The organism is Leuconostoc sp., assembly GCF_965300815.1.
Window position 1 is genome coordinate 1 of sequence record NZ_CBDKZH010000050.1, and the last position, 9,402, is coordinate 9,402.

Annotated in this window: 11 protein-coding genes; 4 read left to right on the forward strand and 7 right to left on the reverse strand. The window is 44.9% G+C overall.

The genetic code is table 11. The features are described from left to right. Positions 1 to 140: 140 nt before the first annotated feature. The 4 genes from trhA to ACW12G_RS04560 form a co-directional block, all read right to left on the reverse strand. Complete coding sequence (trhA, locus tag ACW12G_RS04545; RefSeq protein ID WP_146975850.1) at positions 141 to 779, reverse strand: PAQR family membrane homeostasis protein TrhA; 639 nt, start codon at positions 777 to 779, stop codon at positions 141 to 143. 124 nt (positions 780 to 903) lie between these two features. Further along, on the reverse strand, positions 904 to 1,785 hold the full coding sequence (locus ACW12G_RS04550; protein WP_455647382.1) for a DegV family protein: 882 nt from the start codon (positions 1,783 to 1,785) through the stop codon (positions 904 to 906). 56 nt (positions 1,786 to 1,841) lie between these two features. Then, positions 1,842 to 2,183, reverse strand: coding sequence for a fluoride efflux transporter FluC (locus ACW12G_RS04555; RefSeq protein ID WP_029510020.1), 342 nt, complete (start codon positions 2,181 to 2,183; stop codon positions 1,842 to 1,844). Next, a complete protein-coding gene (locus tag ACW12G_RS04560) occupies positions 2,180 to 2,575 on the reverse strand; it encodes a fluoride efflux transporter FluC (RefSeq protein WP_029510021.1) in 396 nt (131 codons plus the stop codon). The genes ACW12G_RS04555 and ACW12G_RS04560 overlap by 4 nt, the downstream gene beginning before the upstream one ends. Before the next feature lie 466 nt (positions 2,576 to 3,041). On the opposite strand from ACW12G_RS04560, the gene trpX reads away from it, so the two are divergent. From trpX to ACW12G_RS04575, 3 genes are read left to right on the forward strand one after another with little or no spacing between them, the layout of a single operon-like run. Further along, entirely contained in the window at positions 3,042 to 4,046 is a 1,005-nt protein-coding gene (gene trpX / locus ACW12G_RS04565; RefSeq protein ID WP_455647383.1) for a tryptophan ABC transporter substrate-binding protein, read from the forward strand. Then, positions 4,043 to 4,942, forward strand: a complete 900-nt coding sequence (locus tag ACW12G_RS04570) for an ABC transporter permease (RefSeq protein ID WP_010005833.1) — start codon at positions 4,043 to 4,045, stop codon at positions 4,940 to 4,942. Before trpX ends, ACW12G_RS04570 begins: the two co-directional genes overlap by 4 nt. Continuing rightward, positions 4,935 to 5,690, forward strand: coding sequence for an ABC transporter ATP-binding protein (locus ACW12G_RS04575; protein ID WP_455647384.1), 756 nt, complete (start codon positions 4,935 to 4,937; stop codon positions 5,688 to 5,690). Before ACW12G_RS04570 ends, ACW12G_RS04575 begins: the two co-directional genes overlap by 8 nt. Before the next feature lie 24 nt (positions 5,691 to 5,714). On the opposite strand, the gene ACW12G_RS04580 is transcribed toward ACW12G_RS04575, so the two are convergent. The 3 genes from ACW12G_RS04580 to ACW12G_RS04590 all read right to left on the reverse strand — a co-directional run bounded on the left by ACW12G_RS04580 (position 5,715) and on the right by ACW12G_RS04590 (position 8,255). Further along, complete coding sequence (locus ACW12G_RS04580) at positions 5,715 to 7,052, reverse strand: amino acid permease (protein ID WP_455647385.1); 1,338 nt, start codon at positions 7,050 to 7,052, stop codon at positions 5,715 to 5,717. A 148-nt stretch (positions 7,053 to 7,200) separates the two neighbouring features. Beyond that, a complete protein-coding gene (locus ACW12G_RS04585; protein WP_029510026.1) occupies positions 7,201 to 7,521 on the reverse strand; it encodes an AzlD domain-containing protein in 321 nt (106 codons plus the stop codon). A 2-nt stretch (positions 7,522 to 7,523) separates the two neighbouring features. Next, positions 7,524 to 8,255 (reverse strand): AzlC family ABC transporter permease, encoded by a 732-nt coding sequence (locus ACW12G_RS04590; RefSeq protein ID WP_455647386.1) that lies wholly within the window; start codon positions 8,253 to 8,255, stop codon positions 7,524 to 7,526. A 228-nt stretch (positions 8,256 to 8,483) separates the two neighbouring features. On the opposite strand from ACW12G_RS04590, the gene ACW12G_RS04595 reads away from it, so the two are divergent. After that, the gene (locus ACW12G_RS04595) at positions 8,484 to 9,398 is read left to right on the forward strand and encodes a lactate/malate family dehydrogenase (RefSeq protein WP_278848589.1); all 915 of its coding nucleotides are present in this window, start codon (positions 8,484 to 8,486) and stop codon (positions 9,396 to 9,398) included. Positions 9,399 to 9,402: the final 4 nt, after the last annotated feature.

A 9,402-nucleotide genomic window follows, 5' to 3' on the forward strand; every position in this document is an offset into this window, starting at 1 on the left:
GAGCAACGGACTCTTAATCCGTGGGTCCAGGGTTCGAGCCCCTGACTGTCCACTACATTAACAGCACATCAGATCTGATGTGCTGTTTTTCTTTGCATTAAAGCAGCAAAAAAGCAATCATCAACTGATGATTGCTTTTTTCATAGACTGATATAAATACTAGCAAACATTAAGCCAGCGCCACCTAGCACAAAAACATGCCAGTAAACATGACCCATTGGAATTTTTGGTACGAGATAGAAAATTGTCCCTGCTGAATAAGTCAAGCCACCAGCCAGCAACAACCAAAAGGCTGTATGTGACAAAACGCCCCAAAGTACCGGCATCGCTAAGACAATCAACCAACCCATAACCAAATAAATCGTCACGGACACCCATGGCCAACGGCCCACAAAAAATAGGTCATAGATAAAGCCAGCAATGGTCATTGCCAAAATGGCACCCCAGATCGTCCAACCGACCCAACCTTTAATTAATAGCCAAGTATATGGTGTATAACTGCCCAAAATCACTAGGTAAATCCCGGCATGATCAAAGAATTGAAAGGTTTTAGCCGCGCGCGTAAAGATCAGCGAATGGAAAAGCGTGGAAGCTAGTAAGAAGAAGCCCACCGTAGACACATAGATGGCAATAGCCGTGATTTCCAGCCCCGTGACTGGACGCCGCAAGACATGAAAAATGAGCGCAATGCCTGCGCCAACGGCTAATAAAAATCCCAAACCATGCGTGACGGCATTTAATACCTCATACGTAATTTGGTATGCTTTCGATTGTTTCATTTAGTCGTCCCCATATATTAATTGTATCGTTCTATTATATCATGTCACACTAAGACACTATGCGCCACAAAAAAATAAAACAGCAGCCAAGGTTACCCTCGACTACTGTCATCATCAGTTATGATTAAATAATATTTTCCCAATCACGGGCCCATAAGACACCCATGGCGCCATCACCTGTATGAACCCCAATATAAGCCCCAATTTCACCACGTTCAAAGGTTACCATTGGGTACTCGTTTTGTAAGTCCTTTAACCACTTATCCCCGAGCTTTTGATTATTGCCATCAACCACAACAGCCCGAACTGGATAATCGACCTGGGTCAGATATTGATCTAATGCGGTTTTGATTTCTTTTAAGGCGCCGCTCATCTTGCGCGCCTTGCCAACGGCACCAATCTTACCTTCACCTTGGACATCCATTGATAAAATGGGCTTAATGTTTAACAAACCACCAACTAGCGCCGCCCCACGTGATAAACGGCCCGTCCGTTGCAAATGTGAAATGTCATTGACAGCAAAACGCACATCAAAAGTCTCACGTAACGTTGTCAAAGCAGCCCAAATGTCATCCATTGAGCGGCCCTTTTCAGCCATATCAGCAGCCATCACGGCTTGCATACCTGAACCCATCACGGCAAACTTAGAATCCCATACACGCACATCAGCCATGCCATCATAACCGGCCGCCACAGCTTGTGCTGTTTGGAAGGCACCTGACAACCCAGAAGAAATCGGGATAATCAAAGCGGCATCATAGCCGGCTGCTTTGGCATCGTTCAAAGCCTCTTCCCAATCGCCAGGTGCTGGTTGTGACGTTGAGGAAATCATTTTCTTGTCTTTCATCATCTTAACTAATTCGCCAAGACCCTGAACGTCAACTGTTTCTTTATACACTTCATCCCCGAAAATAATCGGATCATTCACTTGGAAAATATGATACCGATTACGCAAGGTAGTCGGTATTGTTGAAGCTGAATCACTAATAATTGCTATTTTAGACATTATTTTCTCCCAAACCAGTCGTTAATTAAGGGGACAACGGCCGGTATCTTATTGATTTATTTTAAAATGACAGCCAGTAGGCTACCTAAGACAAAGCTCAATAACCCCGCCGCAACCTGTACGATCAAATAAAGACTTTGTCGCCGTGGCCGTTGGGCACTTTGGGTCATCATGGTACTAAAAGTGGTCAAACCACCAAGCACACCGGTGGCTATTGCCCCATGCCAAACTTGTAAGGTATTAGTGGCAAACATGACACCCATAAAAAAGGCCCCTATCATGTTCACGGTAAAGACAGCGGTTAAATACGTCGTTTGCCACGGCCAAAACGTCAAACACACATAGCGTAACATTGTCCCGACAAAAGAACCGATAAAAATCGCCATTAGTATGGTCATTGCACACCACCTAACCGACGACCGCACCAACGCCCAAAGCGCAGAAAAATCAAGCCACCAACGATTGTCAGTAGCAAATAACTTACCGCCCAAACAAGCGCTATTGTCGTCAATTGGAAATATTGCAAGACCATCGTACTAAACGTGGTATACCCACCAATCACACCCGTACCGATAAACGTTTGCCAACTCGCGAGTCGACTCGCCCTTTGTGCTAGATAGGCACCCAGGCAAGCCAAAAGAAACGTACCCGACCAGTTAATCATCATAGTCATCACTGGTAGGGGGCCAATACCTGGAACAAAGTGCAACAGGTAGCGTAGGCTTCCGCCGATCCCACCACCAAAGCTCACAAGTGCCAGCTCTGTTAAATAATGCTGTTGTTTTTGCATACTCTCTATTCTAACAACTTTGTCGTCAATGAGCAAAAAAGCGACCGTTTACATTTTCAAATCATAGTTATTTTCAGCATTTTCAGCAAATTTTTCTGCTATCACACCACAAATAGTGATGATGCCCAACGACAGATTAAAAAAAACGCCTCAGGAAAAATGTTAAAGTCACTATTGACAACTCATGCACTTCTTAGTATTCTTAAAGCCATAAACAACTCGGGGAAAAAATCATGCAAAATGTGTTAGCACAATTGAACAATGCCTGGTGGCGTCGGTAAGTCAGCTTTTCGGTAACGGATAAAGCTGATGTTTAAAACATTTGTTTTATCCATACCGACGCATTTTGTGTAACATTCGAGTCTGTATGGGAATATGCCATACAGACTTTTCTTTTGACCTTGGAAAGCCCTGTGTGGCCATCCAAGGTCAATTTTATTTTAGAGAGAAATTCGGAGAATTGAAGATGAATAAACGTTTACTAGCTACCATCACGGCCATTGTCGCCTTTCTCGCCGTGGCGTTTGTGACAACTAGTCACCCTAACAGTAGCGCCAAAAAGGCTGACACGGTCCCCACTATTGGGATCCTACAACTGGTAACCCACCCGGCCCTAGATGAGATTCATCGCGGGATTCTCGCTGGCTTAAAATCACAAGGTTATAGCGGGCAGAAAATCAAAATTGATTATCAAAATGCCCAAGCGAACCAGGCCAATTTAAAAACGATGTCACAAAAATTTGCCAATGAAAATGCCGCCCTCACCATTGGGATTGCGACACCAGCCGCTTTGTCATTAGCTAAAACAGCCAACGGTGATAACCCGGTTATTTTAGCCGGTATTACTGATCCGGCTGGCTCAGGATTAGTCAAAACAGCCCAACATCCCGGTAATAACGTGACCGGGACGGCCGGTGACTCACCGCTATCACAACACCTCAGCGTAATCCAACAAGCTGTCCCCCATGCTAAAAAATTAGGAATCATTTATACCACGTCTGATCACGGTGGTGAATATAATGCCAAAAACATGGCCAAACTTGCGCAAGCAGCGGGTTACGACGTCAAGCTGTATACCATTTCAACAACTAATGATATGCAACAAGTTGCCGAAACCATGGCAAGTCAAGTGGATGTGGTTTATGCCCCACAAGATAACGGCGTGGCCAGTGCCATGAAGACGCTGATTAACGTGACCAATCAAAACAACATTCCAGTCATTCCAGCAGTTGATACCATGGTCAAAGATGGTGGCTTAGCGACTATTTCTGTGAGTCAATATGATATTGGGTATCAAGCCGGCATCATGGCCGCCAAGGTGCTCAAAGGTAAAGATCCTGCCACCTACCCCGTTAAAACCATTACCCAAGGGGATATGGTCGTGAACTTAAAGCAAGCGCAGCTATTAGGGATTCAACTCCCCGACAGCATGATTAAAGCAGCAGAAACCAAAGGAGAAGTCATCAAATGAGTATGATCGTATCAAGCATTGGCCAAGGGCTACTTTGGGCCGTTCTAGGCGTTGCCCTATTTCTTACCTTCCGCATTTTAAACTTCCCCGACATGACCGTTGAAGGGTCCTTCCCCCTCGGGGCCGCCACTGCCGTGACCATGATTGCGCACGGGTTTAATCCTTATTTAGCCACCCTAGCCGCCTTTGTCGTGGGCACGTTAGCTGGTTTAACCACGGGCTTACTTTACACCAAAGGCCGTATTCCAATCCTTTTGGCTGGTATCTTAGTCATGACAGCGTCATTATCAATTAATTTACGCATTATGGGGTCAGCCAATATTTCCTTGCTCAACCAACAATCCATTTTCTCAGCATCCTTTCTCCAACACTTACCAAAATATTTTGATGGCGTTGTCGTCGGCTTTGTAATTATTACCGTCATCACGCTTGGCCTAATCTTCTTTTTGCAAACAGAGCTTGGGCAAGCTTTTATTGCTACAGGGGACAATGCCACAATGGCACAATCTATTGGTATTAAGACCGATCGGATGACCATTATGGGCTTGATGCTTTCCAATGGTTTAATCGCCTTTGGTGGGGCTGTCATCGCCCAAAATAATGGCTATGCCGACATCAACATGGGGATTGGTGTGATCGTTATCGCGCTGGCCTCGATTATCATTGGTGAAGTCGCCTTTGGTGAGTTATCTTTGAACGAACGCCTCGTTGCCGTCATTGTCGGCTCAATTATTTACCGTCTGGTCCTACTAGCCGTTTTGCAACTTGGCTTCTCAACAAACGATTTGAATTTGATTTCAGCCATTGTCCTCGCTGTCGCCATGATGTTACCACAATTACGTCAGGCTTTACGCTTGGAACACGTCATCAAAAAAGGAGTCACACCACATGACTAAACCGGTATTTTCATTACAAGACATTGTTGTCACCGTTGGTGACAACGTCAAAATCCTTGATCATCTCAACTTTGATATTTATGACGTTGATTTCATTACCGTACTTGGGACTAACGGTGCCGGAAAGTCTACCTTGTTTAACACTATTGCCGGTAATCTCCCCGTTGCGTCAGGTACTTTATTGCACAACGGGCAAGATATTACCCATACCACAGCCGTTTCCCGAACTGACACCATCGCACGCGTCTTCCAAGATCCTAAAATGGGGACAGCGCCACGGATGACCGTCGCTGAAAATCTGTTATTAGCCGAAAAACGTGGGCAAAAACGGACGTTGCGGCCACGCGGACTCACTAAAGAAAAACTTGCTGAATATGCCCAATTGACCAAGGTCATGGGGAACAATTTAGATACCCGCTTGCAAACTGCAACGGGTGATCTCTCAGGTGGGCAACGCCAAGCGTTGAGTTTCCTCATGGCTACCCGCGTCAAGCCGGAATTGTTACTACTTGATGAACACACCGCAGCGCTAGATCCTAAAACTTCTGAACAACTCATGCATGCCACAAACGACCAGGTAGTCAAAAATCACCTCACGGCTTTGATGATTACCCATAATTTAGCCGATGCTTTAAAGTATGGTAACCGCTTAATTATTCTTAATGCCGGTCAAATTGTGCTCGATGTCCGTGACGACGAAAAAGCCGCTTTAGATGAAACTAAGATTTTAACTTATTTCATGGCTTAAAAAAACCGCCTTTCGGCGGTTTTTTTAGTTGTTTTTAACACGCAATATACTCAAAACAGTGAGTACAATAAACCATACAATGGCAAAAATAGTTGTCCCCATAGTTGCCGGTGAGCATAGTAAAATCACAAAAATGCCTAACATAAAGGCAATCGTCAAATAATTTGATACAGGTGCCCATGGCATCTTAAAATGTTGCTCGCCTTGTTTAAAATCAGCTGAGCGCCGGTATTTCAGATGCGTCACTAACAAGGCCACATAAATGCCAATAAATGTCGCTGATGCCGTTGACGTCACCAGACTGAACGCATCTTCTGGGAAGACATAGTTCAAACCGATGGCTAACGCAACCAAGATAGTCGATGCTGTGATCGCCCGTAAGGGGATCCAACGCCGATTAACTTGCGCCAAGTAACTTTTTTTCGGTGAAAGTGAGAAGAGCATGCGCCCAGTTGTAAACAAGGCACTGTTCAATGACGAAGCCGCGGCCGTCAAAATGACAAAATTGATAATCCCGGCTGCCGTACTAATCCCAATATTTGAAAAGACTTGGACAAACGGTGAGTGATCGGCACTGTAATCCGTCCAGGGTTGAATAACCATAATGGCCAACAAAGCCCCAACATAAAAGATCAAAATACGAATAATAATGGAATTGATTGATTTTGGAATTGTTGTAATAGGATTTTGAGTTTCTGAAGAGGCAATCCCGACAAATTCAACGCCCAAGAAAGCAAAGAAGGCCATTTGGAAAGTTGTCAAGAGTTGACGCCCGTGATCAGCCACTAAACCGTGTGACCACAGTGTTGACAGTTGGGTCACGCCAACGCTTGTCCGGACATGGCCAACAACCATAATGATGCCTGTCAGAATCATGGCTATAATGGCCACAATCTTAATCAACGCGAACCAAAATTCTGCTTCGCCGAAGGCTTTCACCGCCACAATATTCATGGTGTACAATAGCCCCAAAAAGATTAGTTCCCACAGCCATGCAGGCGTTCCTGGCAGCCAAAACTGCATATATTGCCCAATAGCCGTTAGCTCAGCCATTGCAATAATGATCCAACCAATCCAATAAGTCCACCCCATCACGAAGCCAGCACGTGGCCCGAGATATTTTTTGATGAAGCCAATAAAGGTGGTCTGATCATGATCAGACAGTAGTAATTCGCCAAGCGCCCGCATCATGGCAAAAACGAAGAAACCAGTAATGATATAGACCAATAAAATAGCTGGGCCGGCCTTTTGAATTGAGCCACCCGCACCTAAAAACAAACCGGTACCGATCGTTCCGCCCAGGGCAATCATGTTAATATGCCGGCCTGATAGCGTCCGTGCCAGCTGATGTTTTTGTGTCATGATGCTTTTCCCCTTAAATAACGTCTATATTTATCTTAGAGGATACGCATCAAGAAATAAAACTAAACTTTTTCATCTTTAGATGAAAAATATTCATGTATCGCCTCCCAGCCGCAAGGCAATAAAAAAAGCCTGTCAAGACAGACTTTTAACCTAAAAATAGCGTCGTTAAATAAATTGCAATCAAACCGGTAATCACCGAAACCACCATAGAACGGCTCTTATAAGCAACCAAGAAGACGATGACCACCGTCACAACATATGGCCAACGCCATTCAAATGTTGTGCCTTTAATGAACACATCTTTTGCCACTAAAGCTGCAAACAAGGAAATCGGCACATACTTCATCCAGTCGTGGAACCAACTAGGAATTTGCCGTTTTGAAAAATAAAAAATTGGGAGCACCCGCGGTATGTACGCGGCTAAAAACAACCCGAAAATAAGACCGTAAATTGCTAAATCTGACATTCTTATTCCTCCACAGCAACCGCTGGATTAGCGAGCGCACGGCGCTTATGCTGCCACTGTTCAAAACTATGTCCAACATAAGACGCAACTAGGGTTGCTAACACAATCCCAAAGGTGTTTTTAATCGTGACCATAAAGAGTACGGCTAACACGGCAGAAACCACCGCGGCCACCAGACGCTTTTTATTTTTCACATGCATCACAAGCATGTAAACAAACATGGCAGTCAGCGCAAAATGCACTAAACTACTATCAATCTTGATAAATTGGGCCCCAAGCGTCCCCACCATGTTCGCTGAGGTCCAAGCGAACATCGACAACCAGTTGACCCAGAGGGCCTTTTGACCGTCCCAAGAACTATCGGTCATAAATTTCAAATGATTGACGGCATAATTTTCGTCATTCATCGATTGTGAAAAAATCGCTAAGAATCCGTTACTTTCATGCTTGAGATAGCGTGACAAGGTTGCCCCCAAAAGCGCATAACGTAGTTCTAAAAAGAACACCATCATTAAGATTGTGCTGACACTACTTTGCGTTGCCAGTAGCGCCACCACTAAAAATTGGCCCCCACCTGAAAAAACAAGCACTGAAATCAAGAACGTCTGAAAGACGTTGAAATGTACCGACTGTAGTAAAATACCGCTCGCCAGTCCTAATGGTAAATAACTGACAAAAAGTGGTAGCACAGCATACCACACTTTGCGGAAATCGGTTTTGGACATCAATGACATGATGAACTCCCTTAATATTTTTAAAGTATCACACAAGGTTCTATTTTATCACAAATTAAACCAATAATTATCACGCAATCGGCGCTTAATCCCACCTATTTCCCCAACTCATTTTTGCAATCAGCAACTTATGATGTTCCACGTGAAACATGAGCGAAATTTGGCGTTTTCCTATAAAAATGTGTATAATCTAATCAATAACACATTTTAAATTCATGAGGTGGTTTTATGCGAAAAATTGGCGTTGTTGGGATTGGTCACGTTGGTGCAACAGTTGCCCATCTGATTGTGAGCCAAGGTCTCGCAGATACATTGGTCCTAGTTGATAAAAACCCTGATAAGTTGGCATCAGAGGTACTTGATTTTCGTGATGCCGCGAGTTTATTACCTCAACACGTGACGGTGACAGCCGGTACAACGGCTGACTTAGGCGATGCTGATGTCGTTATTTCAGCACTGGGTCATATTGACCTCATCCAACCTGGCGGGGATCGTTTCACGGAATTACGCGCCAATACACCAGAAGTGCAACAAGTCGGAACTGACTTAAAACATGCAGGTTTTCAGGGGGTCTTAATCGTCATTTCCAATCCAGTTGACGTGATGACTGGCCTTTATCAACAAGTGACCGGTTTACCCACCCAACAAGTTTTTGGCACAGGGACTTATTTAGACACTGCCCGTTTGAAACGCGCCCTCGGTGACGCCCTGAATATTGATCCGCGCAGTGTCAGTGGCTATATGTTAGGCGAACATGGTGCGTCACAATTTGCCGCCTGGTCAACCGTTCGGGCACTTGGCCAAACCGCAACTGAACTGGCCGCTACCTACCAGCTTGATTTGAACCAAATTGCCGCTGATGCGCGCGATGGTGGCTTTACTGTCTTTGCTGGTAAAAAATATACCAACTTCGCCATTGCCCATGCTGCTGTGGCATTAGCCCAACTTGTGCTGTCAGATGCCCGCCAAGAAGCGATTGTGTCCCATTACGACCACCAATTCAATAGCTATATCTCGACACCCGCTATTATTGGTCGTGGCGGGATTGTCGGGGATTTTTCTTTAGCGCTTACGGCTGCTGAACAGGCCAGCCTCAAGCAATCTGCCGCTGCCATCGCCGAAAAAACAGCGGCCTATCTATAAAAAA